Genomic DNA, 19,682 nt, shown 5'->3' on the forward strand with positions numbered 1-19,682 from the left:
TAAAAACTTGATTTCAAAATGGATAAAATGCGCCTCTACAGACCACGTGCGTTTTTAGGTTGCCAGCAGTGCCACCGTGGTCTGGCTTGGGGTGATGCGCACGCCGGGTGCGTTGGCTACGTTCTGCTGTGTCACGCTGCCCATGCGGGTTGCGGGCATGCCATTTATCAGCAGAGAGTTGCAGCCGGTAAGATGGCGTGACAGGCCCATAAAGGTTTCAGAGACCACGCCGCCCAGCACGCCGGCTTCATCGCCTTGCGTTATCGGTGTGATGGTCGAAAGGGTGTGTGCTGGCATGCCGGTAAACAGCACAGTGCTGGCGGTTGGTACGGCGGTATTACCGAGCGCCAGGTTGACGAAGGTGACCGGAGCCGGGGTTTTGCACACATCGGCCACTGCCTGATCGGTGCCGCCCGCCTGACAATTCGCAAACATCGTTTTCCCCCTTTAACCCATGTGAATCTGTTTACCATCCACTCGCGTCAGCGATTCGCTGCTGATCAACGTGGTGGGGGCGCGCAGGCGTGTGAGCTGGCTGGTTTTGACGTCGAGTTGCCCGGCACGGACTTGCTCGGTATGTGTGGTGCGCCGCAGCAGGTGATGACTGATCTGTGTCAGGTTCTCCCATACGCTTTCACAGCGTTGGCCAAACAGGCGGCTCAGCGTGACCCATGCTGAGATTTTCTCGCCGCGATAGCTCAGTTGGTCGATGTGGCATTCGCCGTTATCCGCTTCCAGGTGAAACTGCGGGCTACGCAGCGTGAGCTTCTGGCTGGCGCTCAGGCTCAACTCGCCTTCGCAATGCAGTTCGGCAGCCTGCTGCGGTTGTGCGCGGACCAATATCGCCAACAACCAAAGCTGTTCTCCGGCACGGCAAACCAACACACGGTCGTCAACCTGCGGCGTCAGCAAGCAGCTGGCGGCGCGCTGGCAGGGCCAGCGGCGGCCCTCAATCAGCACCTGAATCAGGCCGTTATCATCAACGCTTAACAGCAAGCCCTCGGCCTGCAGCGGTAAATCCAGCGGCAGAGCCACAGTATTGTTAGCGGGGTTCATGGTGATCCTCGTGCGGTGTCAGACGGGTACGGGGTTGCCAGTTTTCAGCGGCAAACAGCGCCTCATCTTTTTCAAGAATGCCGTCGCGGCTCGTCAATTGGCTTTGCTGCTGGCTGGCGCGATGGAAGCGGGTCTGGCAAAACTGCGCCTCACGCAAATCGGCGTGATCGAGCGTGGCGTAGGAGAAATCGGCGTAATGCAGCTGGCTGTGGCGGAAATTGCTGCGTTCAGCATGGGCCTGTTGCAGCACGGCGCGTTGTAGTTGGCTGTGGCTGAAATCGGTGTCATCCAGCTGCGCCTGCATAAAAATGGCCTGGTTAAAGTCGGCTTCAGAACAGCGTGCGTCACGCAAATCGCTGCCAGTGAACAGCGCCTTGCTGGCCTGCACGCCGCGCAGATCCACTGCTCGCAGCGACACCTGGCTGAAGTTGCATTGCATCAACTCGGCGTCGTGAAAGCTGGCCTCATCAAGCTGGCTGGCGGTGAACTGGCTGCGGGAAAAGTGCTGCTGACGATAGTCGCCGCCGCGCATATCGCACTGATAAAAGGTGCAGAGCGCAAAACGACTGCGGTGCAAGTCGCTGCGGCGAAGATCCAGACTCATCATGGTGCACTGCTCAAGGCTGGCATGGCGCAGCAGTAACTGTGGAACGGGCAGTGTGAGAAAGCCGCACTGATAAAGTGATGCCAGCAAAAAGCTGCTGTCGCTGAGGTCGCCTTTGTTGAACTGGCTATTGATATGAATGCTTTCGCTGAAATCGCTCTCCATCAATGCGCACTGATTGAACAGGCAATCGGTTAGCGTGCAGCCGCTGAATTGGCTGGCGACCATCCTGCACTGGCTAAACAGCGTCTCACGCAGTTGCGCCTGCTCAAACTGTGCAGCGGAGAGCTGACACTCACTGAACTGGGTTTGATGCAGGTTGCAGCCGCGAAAGTCTGCGCCCAGCAAATCGACCCCGATAAAACAGCCGCCCGAGAGATCCATACCTGCAAAGTCACGCTGCTTAGGTGACAGTGCGTGAATCACGTTTCCCTGCTTTATGGCTTGTTGAATGTCTTGTGGCTTCATGGCTTATACCTGAGGTTCACGGCGACGCGGCAGCGTTTTCATGCTGTCCATCAATGCGTCGTCAAAGCGGGTGGCGCTATCGGTGAAGGTTTGCGACAGATCGGCACGGAACAGGTTGCAATCACTTAAGTCACAGCTAGCAAGCTGGCTCTTTTGCAGGTCGGCACCCAGCAGCAAACTGCCGGTCAGGCGCGCCGCGCGTAAATCGGTGCGGACAAAACGACTCATGTGCGTGCGTAACAGTTGCAGGCTGGCGTGACGGCAATCGGCACCACTGAAGTCGCTGCTGTTCAGTGTTGCTTGATCAAAACAGGCTGAGTGCAAATCGATGTCGCGCAGATTGCACTCCACCAGGGTGGCACGGCGAAAACGGGCGTGTGGCAACTGGCTCTGCGCGGTGAACATGCACTGTTTGAGTTGTGCATCGTCGAAACACAGATCGCTAGAGCGACAGGTCACCAGCGCCAGACCCTGGGCTTCAATCTGGTTAAATTGCACCTTGCTGAGTTCGCAGCGGATCAGGTTGCACTGAGTAAACTGAGCGTGAGAAAAATTGAGTGACTCAAGGTGCAAGTCCATGAAATCGCAGCGGTCGAGCAGGGCGTGTTGCAGATTGCAGTGCGCCAGCGTCGCCTGTTGCACAAACAGCTGGCGCAGAAGCGCACGCTCAAAGCCACAGTGTTCCAGCTGGCTATCTTCCAGTTCAACTTCGCTCAGGCTGCTGTCGCTAAAGTTACAGTGCCAGCACTGTGCTTGCGCCAGGTTAGCACCGTCCAACAGGCAATTTATCAGGCTGGTAAAGTGGCATTCGGCGCGGACCAGAATCGCGCCGCGCAGATCGGCACCATCGAGTTGGCAATGGCTCAGATCAACGTTCTCCAGCAGCGCATTTTCCAGATCGATGCCCCGCAAATCGAGACCCGACAGATCGGCTCCGGTTAAATCCCAACCTCGCGCATCTTTGTCACTGTCCATGCAGCGCATCAGCTGCTTGCGCTGCATTTCTGAATCGCTCAGGCTCAGTCGCGGGGCGGATTTTTGCTGCTGAGCGGTCAGGCGATAGCTATCCAGTAATGCCTGTTCACTGTGTGCAATGTCACTGGCTCGTGGGCCGAGCAAATGGCGATTGGCCTGTAATTCATCGCGCTGCTGACGATACTGAGCCGCACCATCCAACAGCGGTAAATCTGCCGCATTGCTGCGCCGGGATTCGTTATCGTGGAGCGCCATCATCTGCTGGTAGTGCTGCTCGCCTTCCGTTTCCTGGCGCGCCAACTGTGCCGCGATGTCCTGTTCCACTCTGAAATGCTGGAGATCACTCTCCGGTACCGGGCGATCAAACTGCTGACGCTGCTGCTGTTCGTAGCGATCAATGTTTTGCACAAAGGGTCCGGGATCGCGATTCAGCGTGGCAGGGGCCGCGTTAGCGAGGATCGTGGGATCAATCAAATCGCTGTCGCGCAGAGCGTGTAGTGCGGCATCCGCATCGGTGCTGCGTAACTGATGAACCTGGCGATAGTGTTGCGGGTCTCGCGGAGCTTCTTCTCGCTCCAGTGCCACCATCAGCGATTGCACATCCGACGCATCATCTTCGTTGCAGGCACAGCAACCGTGCCAGATGATCAACAACTCATCGCAATGCGGCAGGAAGTGAACCGTGGTGGCACGCATCGCCAGCTCTTCGAACAGCAATGTGTCCTGACGTTGACGCGTAACAAAGGCGCGGGCCTGCCATCGCGGCAGTTGGCCCTGTTGTACGGGCTGGCTGGGATGCATGTTGTCGATACGCCATTCGGCACCTGCAGGTAACGCATCCTGCTCCGGCCACCACTGGTCAGAGGCGGCCTGATTGAACAGCCGCCAGTCCGTATCACGGGCAAAACCAGGGTAGTCATGCTGCAACCAGTGGTCGTCGTATTCTTTTCCCATCAAGGCCTGGCGCATGGGGTGATCCATGGCGAGCGCATGAAACGATGCCGCTTCTTGTGGGGCGACTGTTTGCTGTTTACGGATCTTTTCCACCTGAATCGCCACTTCGCAGGTGGTTTCCTCGGTGGCCGCATAGCCATTGCCACTGGCGAGAAATTCAGCACAGCGTTTGGGTATCGCCAAATCCAACACCCCGTCGGGAGATTGCAACTCTTCGCTGACGCGCTGCCATAACCTTTGTTCGTCGCGCAGTTCAGGCTGGGCAGACATATCCATTAGGGCGATGACCGCCACCCCGAGATAGTCTTGCTGCTGCCAGCGATAGGGGCGGGTGATCAGACTGAGCCGTGTCGGTTTGATCAGCTGCATTACGCGTCCGCCCAGGGGTTAAAGGTCGGGTCGTTTTCATCCGCAAGAGGATTGTTGTTCTGGTTATTGTTGTTCTGGTTGTTCTGGTTGTTCTGGTTGTTCTGGTTGTTGTTGTTGTTTTCTCTTTGGGCCTGTTCGCGCGTTTGTGGGCTGTTTTTCTGCGTAACCTTTTCGTCGCGTTGTGATTCCCAGTCGGTTTTCTTCTTGTCGTCAGCGTCCTGTTTGATGCTTTTGCGCGCATCGCGCTCATCGGTGAGTTTCTTGATCTTCTCTTGCAGGGTATTGCCAAGACCTTCACTCACCGCGCCGCTCATGATCGACATCATGTTGGTCCGCAAGGTGTAAAACGGTACCTGCTCAAAACGCTGCAAATCGGCTTTGTACTCGACCTGCGTTTTGCTGCGCTTGATGTAGGTGTAATCCATGCTGACACCCTTCACGGCAAAATCACTGGTGCTGGCCGCCACGTTACTGACCGCGTTAACCGTGCCGTTGACGCCGTTAATGGTCAGCCCGATGCCGGTGGTGGTGAAGCTAGCGCCGGTTACCGTGTAGTAGGTGCCGCGTGAGGTGTGATAGGTGGTCGGGGCGCTGGTAGACACGGTGTCGTTGCTGTGAATGGTCACTTTACCCGGTGCCCATATCTTCAGCGCGCCATCTCCCTCCTTGGCGGCGTAAATTTTGATGGCGTTGTTGGCCGAGAGATTGAGGTCTTTCTGCGCGTGGATATCCAGCGACTCTTCGCCTGATAAATCCTCGAACGAGATGAAGTTGCCGTTACTGGCATCGCTGTTGCCAACCGAACGCGACCAAAATCCGCTTTTGGACCACGACCAGGAGTCTGCCGCTTCGGCGGTGATGCTGTCGCTGTCGGCAACATCGCTTTCACTGCCGATGGTTAACAGACTTTCACCCACCGGTTGCGTTTGCAGATTGTTGAAAACGCGTCCGGTGATCACTGGCATGTGTGGATCGCCGTTGATGAAATCCACGACCACTTCTTCACCCACGCGCGGTATTTGGTAGTAACCCTGCTGGCTGCCGGCCCAACCGCTGGCGACGCGCAACCAGCATGAGTAGAGATCTTGCTCATTGTCGGGTTTGAACCATAGGAACTTGACCCGCACGCGACCATACTGGTCTGTGGCAACGCTGCTGTTGTCGCCTTTGCTGGCATCCGGGGCGTTAACCACCACCGCCGTTTGCGGGCCGCTGGTGCGTGGCCAGCGCGTGCTGCGGGCAGGGCGCCAGTTCACCGTGGCCGGGACAACGCGAAACTGAAAGCAATGTCGCGTGAAGTCTTCATCGTTACTGGCGTAGCTGTTTTCTACCAGTTGGTAATCCACTGAGGTAATCAGAAACGATTGTCCTTCATCGCTGGCGCGCGGCGCTTTCGCTAAGGCAAAGGTGTATCCGGGGGCTAATCCAAACGCATCGCCCACGCCATCGGACTCCAACTGACGGGCGGCAAACTCCTGCTGACGCACCGTGACGTATTGTTGTCCGTCTGCCTGCTGCGGATATTGCCCCGGCCATTCACGTTGGGTAGCGACTTTTTCGGCGTGTGACTGACTAATCTGCCCATTTGCGGAAAGATCAGCATTACTTTCCAGATAATTGTAATCATCATGCTGATAAAGGCTGGGAGAAATAGCGGCTGACGCTTGCCAGATATTGATACTTTCATCATTCACATAACCGCCTGCGGCAGCCTGATGATATTCGATGGTGTCGTAACCGGGAAAAGGGGTGTGGACCGAAGGATCGTCTGCCAGAATCAACGTTTGTTTATCCATGGCATGCTCGAAATAAAAATAGATGCCTTCGTGCTCCATCAGTCGCTGAATGAAATCAAAGCTGGTCTCTTGGTACTGCACACAGTATTCCCACTCCCGGTAACTGCCCGTGAGTTTGTCTTCAAAGATAATGCCCGCATCATTCAGGACCACCGCGATGATTTGTTTCACCGTCTGATTTTGCCAAATGCGAAAACCGCGGTTTTGCGTCAGATACCATAATTCAGGTCTGACCTCCGCACGATAGGTATAATATTCTTCCCGATGTTTCTCATGTCCGAGAAATGCCATGCGCGTAATGATGCCGCTCAAATAACGGGTCACGCCGGGACGCGGATTAAGCGCCAGAGTAAGGGGTTTCCCCAACAGATCAGGCAGAGCAATGCTGTTGTCTTTACACAGGAATTCAACATCATAGTGATAAATGCAGGAGAGTGATTCATGGCCAGTCATGCTCTTGAACAACAGTGACTCGCCCAGTGGAGAATGTGCAACAACGACACGATCCATATTGACCCTTCCTTTTTATTTCGGCATGGCTACCGCACGGACCGCAAAATCTTCCATTTTGCATCCGGAAATAAATTGGCAATAAAAACCTGAGGGCAATTAATTCCGTTTTCACGGATGCCCTTTGCTAATAGTGAAATTTACAAATCTTGAAATGTTTTTATATTATTTGCTGGCCGGTGTGAAGATAAGAAACTTCCTAAACGCTTTTCTAACAAAAGCATAACGCTTCAAATTAAATTGTCATCTTTAGTACGACAAATAGCGCTTCCCTTGTGAATATTGGCCTGGCAGCCAGTAGCAAAAACCTGTATTTCACCTGCCACTTTATTTTTGAGTGAATAATAATTTTTTATTATGACGGACTGCTCAATAAATTCAGGGGCGGGTGGGGTTAATAAAACAGAGGGTGATGATGTTTGTTGGGGAAGATATCGGGAGTAACTTTAACTGAGAGTTATTTATTGAAAATGGCCTTTCCTAAAGTCACTTTAATCGAGGGTAGTGCATTTATGCACTTTAATGCAAATGACTGCATTTTAATTTTGTCGTTTTGTTTTTCACAGAACATATCTATTGCCAGTTCGTAACATGATTATCTTTCATTCTGAATATTAAATTTCCTCATGTTTCCAGAACCCCGTCCCCGGCAAATTTTCATTTTCCTGACAGTCGCTGCGTAGATGATTTGATAGACTACAATCTGAGAATGAACGTTCACTACAAGGTAATTCATGAAGAATTTTCAGCGCAGTGTGATCGCCGGGCTGGTGATGTTAGTAGCCGCTTGCGATCAAAATAGCAACCAACAAGCCCCGAATACGGCCACCGAAGTGGGCGTTAAAACATTGCAAAGCGAATCGGTCACGCTGGACAGCCAACTCGCCGGGCGCGTCACGGGCAGCATGACATCAGAAGTACGGCCTCAGGTTGAGGGCATTATTCAGAAACGCCTGTTCACTGAGGGCGATGAAGTGAAAGCCGGGCAGGTGCTGTATCAGATCGATCCTGCCAGCTACCAGGCCAGTTACGACCAGGCAGTGGCGCAGTTGAAAAATGCGCAGGCACTGGTAAAAAGCAGCAAATTGAAAGCCGAACGTTATGCCGCGCTGGTGAAAGAAAATGGCGTATCGCGTCAGGATGCTGACGATGCGCTGGCTACCTATCAGCAAAATGTGGCATCTGTTGATCAATATCGTGCTGCCGTTGAAAGTGCGCGCATCAACTTGAACTACACGCGTATTACCGCACCGATCAGCGGTCGTATTGGTATTTCATCGGTCACGCCAGGTGCACTGGTGACCGCCAGCCAAACCACCGCGCTGGCAACCATCCGCGCTTTAGATCCTATTTATGTCGATCTGACCCAATCCAGCGTGCAGCTATTGAAACTGAAACGCCAGCAGGCCTCACTGCAGCAGAGCACAGATGAAGTGCCGGTGACGGTGAAACTGGAAGACGGCAGCGCCTATGACCATCCCGGCAAACTGGAACTGACGGAAGTGTCCGTGGATGAAGCGACCGGCACCGTCACGCTGCGCGCGATTTTCCCCAATCCGCAGCATGAACTGCTGCCCGGCATGTATGTGCGAGCCAACGTGACGAACGGCGTAAAAACCAATGCGATTCTGGCACCGCAGCAGGGTATTACGCGAGACGCCAAAGGCAATGCCACGGCTTTGGTGGTAGATAAAGAGAACAAAGTAGAAAGCCGTGAAGTGGTGGCCGATCGCGTGATTGGTAACAAATGGCTGATTACCTCGGGGCTCAACAGTGGCGACAAACTGATTGTGGAAGGCACCGGTAAAGTGCAGGCGGGCATGAGCGTCAAAGCGGTGGAAGTGACGCCAAACGATAAAGCCGCGACCAGCGAGGGCAACTGATATGTTGGCTCAGTTCTTTATCCGCCGCCCGGTTTTTGCCTGGGTTATCGCCATCTGCATTATGATGTTCGGTCTGCTGAGTATTAATAGTTTGCCGGTTGCACAATACCCTGACGTTGCGCCGCCTCAGATCAGTATTCAGGCCACTTATACCGGCGCCTCGGCGGAAACGCTGGAGAGCAGCGTGACGCAGGTGATTGAGCAGCAGCTTACCGGGCTTGATGGGTTGCTCTACTTTAACTCCACCAGCACCGCCTCAACCGGTCAGGTGAAAATTAATGTGACCTTCCAGCAGGGCACCGATCCTGACATCGCTCAAGTGCAGGTGCAGAACAAGGTGCAGCAAGCCGAGAGTCGTCTGCCGACAGCGGTGACGTCACAAGGTGTCACGGTGGAAAAGGCGCAAAGCGACTTCCTGCTGATTCTTGCGGTTTATGATAAAACCAATAAAAGCAGTTCATCGGATGTTGCCGACTATATGGTCAGTAACATGGAAGATACCCTGGCGCGTGTGCCGGGCGTGGGCAGTGTGCAGGTTTTTGGCGCGGAATACGCGATGCGCATCTGGCTTGACCCGAGCAAGCTGGCCTCTTATTCACTGATGCCTTCAGATGTCACCACGGCACTGGAGAGCCAGAACACCCAGGTCTCTTCCGGTCAGTTGGGTGCCCAACCCGCCAGCAAAGAGCAGCAACTGGTGGCGACCGTACGTTCACGTTCGCGTCTGCAAACGCCTGAACAGTTCCGCAATATCGTGTTGAAAAGTCAGACCGACGGTTCGGTGGTACGCCTGAGTGATGTGGCGCGTGTCGAGATGGGCGATGAGGACTACAGCGCGAACGTGCTGGCGAACGGCCATCCGGCATCGGGTATCGCGGTGCAGTTGGCATCGGGTGCCAATGCCCTTTCCACCGCCGAGCAGGTTAAATCCGCCATCAATGAATTCCGCAGCAGCATGCCAGCGGGTTATGAAATTGCCTACCCACTGGACAGCACCGACTTCGTCAAGATTTCAATCGAAGAGGTCGTTAAGACCTTGATTGAAGCGGTGATTCTGGTGGTCATCGTGATGTTCGTCTTCTTGCAAAACATTCGTACCACGTTAATCCCCGCTATTGCCGTTCCGGTGGTGTTACTGGGCACCTTTGGCGTGCTATCCGTATTTGGCTACTCCATCAACACCCTCACCATGTTTGGTATGGTGCTCGCCATCGGGCTACTGGTCGATGATGCGATTGTGGTGGTGGAAAACGTAGAGCGTGTGATGCGTGAAGAGGGATTACCGCCGCGCCAGGCGACAGAGAAATCCATGAAGGAGATCACCGGCGCGCTGGTGGGTATCGCGTTGGTGCTGTCAGCGGTATTCCTGCCGATGACCTTCTTTATTGGCTCGACCGGTGTGATCTACCGGCAGTTCTCCATCACCATTGTCTCTTCCATGGTGCTGTCGGTGATTGTCGCCCTGACGCTGACCCCGGCGCTGTGCGCCACACTGCTGAAACCGCATAACCACGAGAGTGGCACCAAAGGTTTCTTTGGTTGGTTTAACCGTAGCTATGAAAAAGTGCAGGCGCGCTATCACAAAGGTGTTGGCCATGTGGTGCACAGTTCGGTGCGCTATTTACTGCTGTATGCGGTGCTGCTCATTGGTTGCGCGGTGCTCTATATGCGTCTGCCGACCGGCTTCCTGCCGACCGAAGACCAGGGTTATATCATGGTGCAGTATCAGCTGGCGCCGGGTGCCACGGAAAATCGCACCAGTGAAGTTCGCCGCCAGGTACAGCAGTACTTCGCCACCCAAGAGAAGGACAACGTCAACGTTAGCATGTTGGTGAACGGCTTCAGTTTTGCCGGTAGCGGTCAGAACGCCGGCATCGGCTTTATCTCTTTGAAAAACTGGAGCGAACGCAAAGGCAGCGAAAACAGTGCCGATGCGATTGCCGGCCGTGCGATGGCGGCGCTATCCAGTATCCGCGATGCGCAAATCTTTGTACTGTCACCGCCTTCCGTGTCGGGTTTGGGACAATCCAACGGCTTTACCTTTGAGCTACAGGGACGCGGCGCAACCGACCGTAACCAGCTGCTGCAGATGCGTAACCAGCTGATTGCCGAAGCCAATCAGGATCCGGTATTGAGTGCGGTGCGTGCCAACTCGCTGCCGGATCTGCCGCAGTTAGATGTCAGCATTGATGATGCTAAAGCACAGTCTCTGGGCCTGACCATCAGCGATATCAACGACACGCTCAGTGCGGCGATTGGCGGCAGTTACGTTAATGACTTCACCGATCGCGGTCGCGTGAAGAAAGTCTATATGCAGGGCGATCAGCAGTTCCGCAGCAAGCCTGAAGATATCGATCAATGGTATGTGCGCGGTACGGACAGCAGCAGTAATACCACCATGGTGCCGTTCTCGTCGTTTGCTACCTCCCAATGGGCCTACGGTCCAGATGTGCTGTCACGTTATAACGGTTTGGCTTCCTACGAGATTGAAGGATCGGCCGCATCCGGTAAAAGTTCGGGTGACGCCATCACCGCGATGGAAAAACTGGCGGCGAAACTGCCGGCCGGAACGACCTTCGCGTGGAGTGGGCTCTCTTATCAGGAAAAACTCTCGGGTAACCAGGCGATGTCGCTGTATGGCATCTCACTGATTGTGGTGTTCCTGTGCCTCGCGGCGCTGTATGAAAGCTGGTCGGTGCCGTTCTCGGTGATGATGGTGGTGCCGTTAGGGGTGATTGGTTCGTTGCTGGCGATCAGCCTGCGCGGGCTGGAAAACGATGTCTACTTCCAGGTGGCGTTGCTGACCATTATCGGGCTGTCAGCGAAGAACGCGATTTTGATAGTCGAGTTCGCTGAGGAGAATTACCGCAAAGGGGAGAACCTGGTCAAAGCAGCGATTCATGCGGCGTCGATGCGTTTGCGTCCGATCATTATGACCTCGCTGGCATTTACCGCAGGGGTGCTGCCGCTGGCGATTTCCACGGGCGCGGGGGCCAACAGCCGTATCGCCATCGGTACCGGCATTATCGGCGGTACCTTGACCGCGACTTTGCTGGCCATCTTCTTTGTTCCGCTGTTCTTTGTTCTGGTCCGTCGCGTGTTCCCGGCGATTCCGCATGACGATGCACAGTCAACTGAATCTGCTGTTAAGGCGGAGGAGTAATATGTCTGCAAAACTTCTAATGGTGATATTGCCATGCTTTCTGGTGGGCTGCGTGTCACTGGACCCGCATTACGACCGTCCTAAAGATGCGGTTAGCACCACAACACCGACCGGCGATGCCTATCGTAATCTACAGGGCACGGCGGCGAACTATCGCGATATCAGCTGGCAGGATTATGTGCTGGATGCGAAGTTGCGCCAGGTAGTGGCGATGGCGCTCGACAGCAGCCGTGATTTGCGCGAAGCGGTGGCCAGCGTGAAATCTGCGCATGCGCAGTATGGTGAGGAGCGAGCCGATCTGTTCCCATCACTCAGTGCCGGCGTGAGCGGCACACGCTCGCGCGCTCTGACCGGAGAAGGCAATCAAACCGCGCTGAGCAATAGCTATACCGCAGAGGGCAGCGTCAGCTCCTTCGAGTTGGATCTGTTTGGTAAAAACCAGAGTCTGACGCGCCAGCAATATGAGACCTATCTCGGCACGCTGGAGGGCGCGCGCAGTACCCGTCTGACGGTGCTGTATAACACCGTGGATTACTGGTTGCAGTTGGCCGCCGACCGCAGCAATTTGGCCATCGCCAAAGAGACAGCGGAAAGCGCGCGACAGTCACTGGAGGTCACGCGCAAACGCATGCAAAACGGCGTGGATTCGATGGTGGATGTCGCTTCGGCTGAAACCACCTATCAGTCGGCGCAGGCAGATGTGGCCAGCTATACCACCAGTGTGGCGCAGGATAAAAATGCGCTCGATCTGGTGGTGGGAAAAAGCGTGCCAGATAATCTGCTGCCGGAGAGAATAGAGTCGATTGGCAATGCGCTGCGTAGCGTGCCTGCTGGGGTATCATCTGACGCGTTAAATAACCGTCCTGACGTGTTGCAGGCTGAGCACAATCTGAAAGCGGCAAATGCCAATATCGGTGCGGCGCGTGCCAACTTCTTCCCGAGCATTTCGCTGACGACCAGCGGCGGCGTGGGCAGTTCTGATCTGTCGTCACTGTTTAAGAACGGGGCGGGCGTATGGTCATTTGCGCCCAGCATCTCTCTGCCGATCTTCAAAGGCGGCTATAACGTGGCTTACCTGAACTACACCAAAGCGCAGAAAGAGTATTACGTGGCGGTGTACGAGAAGGCGGTACAAACCGCGTTCCAGGAAGTGGCTGACGCACTGGCACGGCGTGGCACCATTAACGATCAGCTCAACAGCCAGCGCAATAACGTTGCGGCTTCGCAGACGTACTACCATCTGGCCGATCTGCGCTATCAGAATGGGGTCGATACCTATCTTAATGCGTTAACTGCGCAGCGCACGCTGTATACCGCGCGCACCAGCCTGGTGAGCGTTGAGCAGGCCTACTACCAAAACCTCAATACTTTCTACAAGGTGATGGGTGGCGGTACGGCATTGAAAGAATCTGAACTGAAACTGTAAGGAAAACCCCAAGTCGGTCACGCATCGGCTTGGGGTAAAAATGTAACCGGATTTGAGCCTGCCATTCCGGGGATAAAAGCCTTCGCGTATGATGATGAAAAAATAATTATACTGTTGTCATTGTGGGAGTTATTTTGAGCAAATCAGAAAATGAAACATTAATACAGCAACGCCAGCAGTTGATTATCGACGCGGCGAAAATCTGTTTTAGCCGCTCGGGTTTTCACGGTGCCAGTATGGCCGATATTAGCCGTGAATCCGGATTGGGGGCAGGGCAGATATATCGTTATTTTAAGAGTAAAGAGTTAATCGTTAGCGAAACGATTAAAAATATTGCGATTAACTGGCGTGTATTTCTTACCAGTAATCTACCGGGCGAAACCCGGACCGAGGACATTATCAATACGGATTCACTTTTCTGGCAAGCGTGGCCTTATCAGGACCGCTGTTTATTACTTGAAATGTATTCAGAGGCATCGCGTAGCCAATCTGTCCGCGACGTGCTGGCGGCAGAAGAACAATTACTGGTGGCGGATCTGGAAGCCATATTTACCCGACAGATGCCACAGGCCAATCCTCAACAGCGTGCGAATCGGATTCAGTTTTTATTGATGCTGGTGGACGGTGTTGCCTGTCGCGCATTTGGCGATAAAGAGGTGGATCAACAGGAGCTCACCAGGATCAACGGTATCCTCAGCCGTCACTTGTTTAGCTGAGGTTACGCGATACTATGCTGATTAACATCATTAGCGATGGTATCAAAGAAGGACATAAAACTGGCCGGTACTGCTCGCTGTTTCATGCAGCGGCGAATGATGATGCCGTCAATCACCAGCGACATGATGTATAAACGCGTGTGGATTTTATTGGCGTCCAGACCAGGATTCAGTGCCTGCTCCTGAGTAATGAAGTTATTTTTCAGTATCTGCCAGGCATCGTTCATTATCTGACGAATGCGCGTATTCCGCGTCGCTTCTGATGACACTTCCATGAGCAATACAATACTGTTTTCCACTTCAGCGGGAATAATGTCATTGGCTGAATGCGTCATGCCACCGGCGTGGGCAATTTGCTCGAAATCTGCGTTGAGCATGGTAATCATACGCTGAACAACGTGCGTCACCAGCGCTTCGATGATCGCCTCTTTGTTTGTGTAATATTTATATATCAGACCAATACTGACATCGGCCTGGCTGGCAATATTCTGAATCGACGTTTGATGAAATCCTTTTTGTCGCATGCACTGTTCGGCTGCATCCAAAATTTGTTCGCTGCGATTCATGTTGTTTATTACCTGCTAGAGAAAAGCTTATTTTACGCAAAAAAAAGCTGACTGACTAATCCAGAATGAAAAAACTTTACGCTGAGGTTTTGATTTCTTGCGATGATGATGACTACAGGTTATTAATATTCAAAATATTTGATGTAAGTGAGCAAAATGTGCACCTGTTCAGGATTTTTCCTGCCGTTATCATGATGGTTATGAAAGACATTCGTGAGGAAGAAACCATGAATCTGATACGTGCTCAGCGGGATCAGTTGTTTGAATACGGTCCCTTTACTATTCGTCGTCAACGTCCCGCTGAGGCATTAGGTCCGCTGGCGGTTATCGACCAAATGACGCTGAAAATGGATGCGCACATCCCGCTGCATACGCACAAAGATGATGAAATCTTCAGCTATGTCTGGCGCGGCTCGGCTCAGCATCTTAGCGAGGACGGCGAGAAAACGGCGCTCAATACCAGACGCACCATGGTGGTCAGTGCCGGCAGCGGCGTGCGTTTTGCTGAGTCTGCACCTTTTATCGAAACAGCGATGCTGCAGGTGTATATTCGGCCATCTTACAGCGGCGGGGAGCCACGCGTGCAGACCTTCAGCCGCGCCGCCGAGGCGCCTGCGAACAGTTGGACGTTGCTGGCCGGACCGGAAAGCAGCGACGCGCCGATGACCCTGCGTCAGGATGTTTTGATTTTCGATCTCAAAATTGCGCGTGGTGTTGAAGTGGATGTTCCGCATTTGCCGGGCTATTCCAGCTGGATATCCGTGCTAGATGGTATCGTGCAGGTGGGCGAGGCGCGTCTGCTGCAAGGGGATGCTATCAGTGAGCAGGGCGCACTGCCGCCGGTGCGCGGCGAACGTGACGCGACGCTCATCGCGTTTCTGGTGCGCGATGCCGCAACGGCGGTGATGAGCGGGACAGTCAGTGGGAGCTAATATTTATCCTAAGCGCTGTTTCAGTGTTTTACAGGGACGTACTTTAATTCACGGTGCATGTCGCGTAAGACAGGAAGTTGAAAATCTATCTCTCCAGGATTAGTCCCATTTTGTGCTGGGAATACATAATCTCGTGTAACATTGACTGCTCATTTAACGAACAAAGATCAAGTTCATGGATGCATCAAGAATTGCGGCTGGTATTTGGGATAGTATTAGGGGAATGCCCAGAAGCCTCTATTACGGCGTAAAGCGCACATATATTAGCACGGGTGCATTAGGTTCTGAGCGTAAGATTCGCAATGAACGAGAGGCAGAACGTTTTTATCATGTCATTAAGTCACTCATTCAAAATGAAGAACCCATTAGGCGTTTAATCACTTTAGTGATTACTGAGTTCTATCACAAACTCGACGAGCAGGGTAAACAGGCTATAAACAGTCAACTTAGTTATAGTGCTGGTCGTTTTACTGGAAGGTTTGGTGGGCAAATCATCGCTTCTCAGGTCATTGCTACAACAATAGTCAAACGCGCTCGAGCTAGTTATGCTTGGAGAACGCTATATGGTGCAGGCGCAAGTTTTACATTCAGTGCGGGAATGTGGCAGGGACTTATAGAGGAAGCCGCATTAGCCAGTCGCAGAATGCAAAATCACTACTCTCGAATGTACTGGAAGGTGCAACCCCAAGGACTGGATATGATCTATTTTGTCGTTGAGGATCAATTAAAACCTTATCTCGAATATATCAACAGTCACCCTTATATGTGTAAAAGGATCAGCAATGAAATCTGCAAACTGGCTGGTTAAAGCCATTGGTTGGTTACTGACTCATACCTTACAGGGAATCCTTATGCTGATAATGAGCTTCACTGCAATTGCTTCACTTTTTGTTTTTGATAACTTACCGATGAAACTAACTGGTTTGTTAGGGTCCTTTGCAATTGCTTACTTTGCAAGTTATTGGTTGGGAAAAGCCCGAGGGGAACATCGCCGGGCAGAATAGAATATCCGTCTAATATCGTAGCCATTATCGAATGCTTTTGATCAACCAGCGTTCGAATTCAATAAACTCACTCGATTGTGTAGGATATTCGTCGATGAGTTTTTGCATTTCGGCTTGCAGAGACTCCGGGCGATAGGCCACGCCCTGCAGGCGCACCGCGAGTGTTTCTAACGGGGCAGGATTGAGGCTGTCAGTAAATATCTGGCTGCGGGTAATCACGCCGCGCTCAACATCAAAGTGGATCTCCACGCCGCCCCAGACAAAACGCTCTTGCAGCACATGTGAGAAATCCGGTGCCTGACCAAAATTCCATTCCCAACTGCTCTGCCGCGCAAACTGATCTTTAAATCCGGGTAAATCCGGCAATGCCTGTGGTGAGATGTACTCCGGTTCGCAGGTTTCCCCGTAGTAAGCAAAATAGGCAGCAATCACTTCACGGCAGATATCAGTAAAACGGATATCTGGGATGAACTCGGCCATATTGGCCACGCGAGAGCGCACAGAGGTAATGCCTTTGGCCTGAAGTTTCTTGATATCAGGATTGAGGTAATCCGCCAGCCTTGAAAGGTCAGCGTTCATCAAAAAGGTGCCGTGATGGAAACCGCGATCCGGGGTTTCGCGGTAGGCAGACCCGGAAATCTTACGCATGCCGCCTTCAACATCGACCACGATATCATTGCGCCCAGAGGCTTCCGCACGCATGCCAAGCTTTTCCAGCGCTTGCAAGATGATGGCAGTTGAAACCGTTTTATCGTATTCCGGTTTGCCCGCCATAAAGGTAAAGCAGGCGTTACCCAGGTCATGAAACACGGCACCGCCACCGCTGCTACGTCGCGCCAGTTTGATGCCATCCTCAGCCATGCGCCGTGTGTTGCACTCTTTCCACGGATTTTGCGCGCGTCCGATGACCACAGTTTCCGCGTTCTGCCATAAAAACAGCACGCGCTGGGTGGTGGGCATTTGACGGAAGATGCATTCCTCAACCGCGAGGTTAAACCAGGGATCGTGTGAGTCAGAGATAAGTAAGCGTAAGGTGGACATCGTTCCTCCGGTTCCATGAGAAAGGGCAAGCGGGGGACAGAATACGCGTATTCAGGGGCGAAGGTAAGCAACCTGTGCTAAAGCCGTCCGAGGTCGCATGGGTGACAAGTATCAGCTCAAGTGCGGGCTTAAAAAAAGTGCGCATAAATGCGCACCCTACGGTTAGTGATATCGCAATCAGTACGGTCGCCATTTGTGGCGACCACGGATTACAGAATCGATTTCGCGGTCTTCACCACGTTCTCAACGGTAAAGCCGAACTCTTTGAACAGCAGCTCTGCCGGTGCAGACTCACCGAAGGTAGTCATGCCAACAATCGCGCCGTGCAGACCAGTGTATTTGAACCAGTAATCGGCGATACCCGCTTCAACGGCGACACGTGCCGACACCGCTTTCGGCAGTACAGATTCACGGTAAGCTGCGTCCTGCTTGTCGAAGGCATCAGTAGACGGCATAGACACCACGCGCACTTTACGGCCTTCGCCGGTCAGTTGCTCGTAAGCGGCGACAGCCAGTTCCACTTCTGAACCGGTGGCGATAAGGATCAGCTCTGGCGTGCCTGCGCAGTCTTTCAATACATAACCACCGCGTGCCACGTTAGCCAACTGCTCAGTGGTACGATCCTGTTGCGTCAGGTTCTGACGCGAGAACACCAGCACCGTTGGGCCGTCCAGGCGCTCAATTGCGTATTTCCACGCCACAGCCGACTCAACCTGATCGCACGGACGCCACAGGCTCATGTTGGGTGTCACGCGCAGGCTCGCCATCTGCTCAACCGGCTGGTGGGTTGGACCGTCCTCGCCCAGGCCGATAGAGTCGTGGGTGTAGACCATGATCTGACGCACTTTCATTAGCGCAGCCATACGTGCAGCATTGCGGGCGTATTCGACAAACATCAGGAAGGTGGCGGTATAAGGCAAGAATCCGCCGTGCAGCGCAATGCCGTTGGCGATAGCGGTCATACCGAATTCGCGCACGCCGTAATGGATATAGTTACCGGCTGGGTCGTCGTTAATCGGCTTAGAGCCAGACCACATGGTCAGGTTACTCGGCGCCAGGTCAGCTGAGCCGCCAAGATATTCCGGCAGGATTTTACCGAAGGCTTCGATAGCATTCTGAGAAGCTTTACGACTGGCGATTTTGGCTGGGTTAGCCTGTAGCTGTTCGATGAACTTCTGCGATTCACTGGCCCAATTGTCTGGCAACGCGTTATTCACACGGCGTTTGAACTCTGCAGCCAAATCCGGGTAGGCCGCTGCGTAAGCCGCTACTTTTTCATCCCATGCCGCTTCTCTGGCCTGGCCGGCTTCTTTGGCATCCCACTGGGCATAAATGTCTGAAGGAATGTCAAACGGGGCGTGGTTCCAGCCTAGCTGCTTCCGGCTCAAGGCGATTTCGTCAACACCCAGCGGGGCGCCGTGCGAATCATGGGTGCCCGCTTTGTTCGGCGAACCGAAACCAATCACCGTTTTACACATCAGCAGTGAAGGTTTGTCGGTCACCGCTTTGGCTTCTTCAATTGCCTGCTTAATGGCCTCGCCATCGTGCCCGTCGATGCCACGCACCACGTGCCAGCCGTAAGACTCGAAACGCAATGCCGTGTCATCGGTGAACCAGCCATCCACGTGGCCATCAATAGAGATGCCATTGTCATCATAGAAGGCCACCAGTTTGCCCAGTTTAAGGGTACCGGCGATGGAGCACACTTCGTGAGAGATGCCTTCCATCATGCAGCCGTCACCCATAAACACGTAAGTATGGTGATCGACGATGTCATGACCTGGGCGGTTAAATTGCGCTGCCAGGGTACGTTCGGCAATTGCGAAACCTACGGCGTTAGCAATGCCCTGACCCAGCGGCCCGGTGGTCGTCTCCACCCCTGGCGTATAGCCGTATTCCGGATGCCCCGGCGTTTTAGAATGCAACTGGCGGAAATTTTTCAGTTCATCGATAGGCAGATCGTAGCCGGTGAGATGCAGCAGGCTATAAATCAGCATCGAGCCATGGCCATTAGACAGCACGAAGCGGTCACGGTTGGCCCATTGAGGATGAGAAGGGTTATGTTGCAAAAAATCGAGCCACAGAACTTCCGCGATATCCGCCATGCCCATCGGGGCACCCGGATGTCCTGAATTCGCTTGCTGAACGCCATCCATGCTCAATGCACGAATGGCGTTTGCTCTTTCCCGGCGTGTTGACATAAGGATTCTCCAGAGGTG

General features: G+C 53.4%; 15 protein-coding genes. 7 read left to right on the forward strand and 8 right to left on the reverse strand.

Annotated features, from left to right (window positions below; genetic code table 11):
* Positions 1–54: 54 nt before the first annotated feature.
* The 5 genes from QMZ30_RS15980 to QMZ30_RS16000 are packed head-to-tail and all read right to left on the reverse strand — an operon-like array spanning position 55 to position 6,732.
* A complete protein-coding gene (locus QMZ30_RS15980; protein WP_283228126.1) occupies positions 55–435 on the reverse strand; it encodes a DUF4150 domain-containing protein in 381 nt (126 codons plus the stop codon).
* Between the two features lie 12 nt (positions 436–447).
* Complete coding sequence (locus QMZ30_RS15985) at positions 448–1,056, reverse strand: DUF3540 domain-containing protein (protein WP_283228127.1); 609 nt, start codon at positions 1,054–1,056, stop codon at positions 448–450.
* Positions 1,043–2,128 carry a pentapeptide repeat-containing protein gene (locus QMZ30_RS15990; RefSeq protein WP_283228128.1) on the reverse strand — a complete coding sequence of 362 codons (1,086 nt, stop codon included), beginning with the start codon at positions 2,126–2,128 and terminating at the stop codon, positions 1,043–1,045. The genes QMZ30_RS15985 and QMZ30_RS15990 overlap by 14 nt, the downstream gene beginning before the upstream one ends.
* Before the next feature lie 3 nt (positions 2,129–2,131).
* Positions 2,132–4,426, reverse strand: a complete 2,295-nt coding sequence (locus QMZ30_RS15995) for a DUF2169 family type VI secretion system accessory protein (protein WP_283228129.1) — start codon at positions 4,424–4,426, stop codon at positions 2,132–2,134.
* On the reverse strand, positions 4,426–6,732 hold the full coding sequence (locus tag QMZ30_RS16000; protein WP_283228130.1) for a type VI secretion system Vgr family protein: 2,307 nt from the start codon (positions 6,730–6,732) through the stop codon (positions 4,426–4,428). The genes QMZ30_RS15995 and QMZ30_RS16000 overlap by 1 nt, the downstream gene beginning before the upstream one ends.
* A gap of 734 nt (positions 6,733–7,466) precedes the next feature.
* On the opposite strand from QMZ30_RS16000, the gene QMZ30_RS16005 reads away from it, so the two are divergent.
* The 4 genes from QMZ30_RS16005 to QMZ30_RS16020 all read left to right on the forward strand — a co-directional run bounded on the left by QMZ30_RS16005 (position 7,467) and on the right by QMZ30_RS16020 (position 13,920).
* A complete protein-coding gene (locus tag QMZ30_RS16005) occupies positions 7,467–8,615 on the forward strand; it encodes an efflux RND transporter periplasmic adaptor subunit (RefSeq protein ID WP_039328622.1) in 1,149 nt (382 codons plus the stop codon).
* A 1-nt stretch (position 8,616) separates the two neighbouring features.
* Positions 8,617–11,778: an efflux RND transporter permease subunit gene (locus QMZ30_RS16010; RefSeq protein WP_283228131.1), complete on the forward strand. Its 3,162-nt coding sequence runs from the start codon at positions 8,617–8,619 to the stop codon at positions 11,776–11,778.
* Between the two features lies 1 nt (position 11,779).
* Positions 11,780–13,204, forward strand: coding sequence for an efflux transporter outer membrane subunit (locus QMZ30_RS16015; protein WP_283228132.1), 1,425 nt, complete (start codon positions 11,780–11,782; stop codon positions 13,202–13,204).
* Between the two features lie 122 nt (positions 13,205–13,326).
* A complete protein-coding gene (locus QMZ30_RS16020) occupies positions 13,327–13,920 on the forward strand; it encodes a TetR/AcrR family transcriptional regulator (protein WP_283228133.1) in 594 nt (197 codons plus the stop codon).
* Positions 13,921–13,922: 2 nt separating this feature from the next.
* On the opposite strand, the gene QMZ30_RS16025 is transcribed toward QMZ30_RS16020, so the two are convergent.
* Positions 13,923–14,486: a TetR/AcrR family transcriptional regulator gene (locus QMZ30_RS16025; protein ID WP_283228134.1), complete on the reverse strand. Its 564-nt coding sequence runs from the start codon at positions 14,484–14,486 to the stop codon at positions 13,923–13,925.
* 227 nt (positions 14,487–14,713) lie between these two features.
* On the opposite strand from QMZ30_RS16025, the gene QMZ30_RS16030 reads away from it, so the two are divergent.
* The 3 genes from QMZ30_RS16030 to QMZ30_RS16040 all read left to right on the forward strand — a co-directional run bounded on the left by QMZ30_RS16030 (position 14,714) and on the right by QMZ30_RS16040 (position 16,422).
* Complete coding sequence (locus QMZ30_RS16030; protein WP_283228135.1) at positions 14,714–15,418, forward strand: pirin family protein; 705 nt, start codon at positions 14,714–14,716, stop codon at positions 15,416–15,418.
* Between the two features lie 175 nt (positions 15,419–15,593).
* Entirely contained in the window at positions 15,594–16,226 is a 633-nt protein-coding gene (locus QMZ30_RS16035; RefSeq protein ID WP_283228136.1) for an Ssp6 family T6SS pore-forming effector, read from the forward strand.
* Entirely contained in the window at positions 16,201–16,422 is a 222-nt protein-coding gene (locus tag QMZ30_RS16040) for a hypothetical protein (protein WP_283228137.1), read from the forward strand. Before QMZ30_RS16035 ends, QMZ30_RS16040 begins: the two co-directional genes overlap by 26 nt.
* A gap of 24 nt (positions 16,423–16,446) precedes the next feature.
* Here the strand turns inward: QMZ30_RS16040 and lplA are convergent, their stop codons facing one another.
* The gene (gene lplA / locus QMZ30_RS16045) at positions 16,447–17,463 is read right to left on the reverse strand and encodes a lipoate--protein ligase (protein WP_283228138.1); all 1,017 of its coding nucleotides are present in this window, start codon (positions 17,461–17,463) and stop codon (positions 16,447–16,449) included.
* Between the two features lie 209 nt (positions 17,464–17,672).
* Positions 17,673–19,664 carry a transketolase gene (gene tkt / locus QMZ30_RS16050; protein ID WP_283228139.1) on the reverse strand — a complete coding sequence of 664 codons (1,992 nt, stop codon included), beginning with the start codon at positions 19,662–19,664 and terminating at the stop codon, positions 17,673–17,675.
* Positions 19,665–19,682 lie beyond the last annotated feature (18 nt).

The sequence above is a fragment of the Pantoea sp. EA-12 genome (assembly GCF_030053355.1).
GTDB classification, from domain to species: Bacteria; Pseudomonadota; Gammaproteobacteria; order Enterobacterales; family Enterobacteriaceae; genus Pantoea; species Pantoea vagans_C.